At 42.6% G+C, this 303-nt stretch carries 1 protein-coding gene; it reads right to left on the bottom strand.

Annotated elements, in window-relative coordinates; all coding sequences use genetic code 11:
- Positions 1 to 165 precede the first annotated feature (165 nt).
- The gene (locus tag LKX83_RS32365) at positions 166 to 291 is read right to left on the bottom strand and encodes an SDR family oxidoreductase (RefSeq protein ID WP_227887373.1); all 126 of its coding nucleotides are present in this window, start codon (positions 289 to 291) and stop codon (positions 166 to 168) included.
- Positions 292 to 303 lie beyond the last annotated feature (12 nt).

Raw genomic sequence — 303 nt, 5'->3', positions numbered from 1 at the left:
AAGGCTGATCCTGAATATGGAGCACGTATTGCAGAGGGACTTGGCCTGTCTGTCCCTGAGATGGTCTAATTCCCCACTGAAAAACAATAAAAAACAGGTACCCAATAAAAGAAACGGGTACCTGTTTTTATAGTAGGAAGCTAGACAACAAGAAGAGGTACTTTTTCATCTACCACCGCTAACAGTAATTGTTTCCCCCACAATATAATTGGATGCATCTGATGCAAGGAAACAAATCACCTCTGCTATTTCTAATGGAGTTGCAGCACGTTTCATGGGAACAGAGGCCACTAATCGTTCGAG

The sequence above is a fragment of the Cohnella baijiui genome (genome assembly GCF_020731285.1).
GTDB lineage: Bacteria > Bacillota > Bacilli > Paenibacillales > Paenibacillaceae > Cohnella.
The sequence above is the reverse complement of the archived record's forward strand: the minus strand, read 5'-3'. Positions and strand labels throughout refer to the sequence as shown.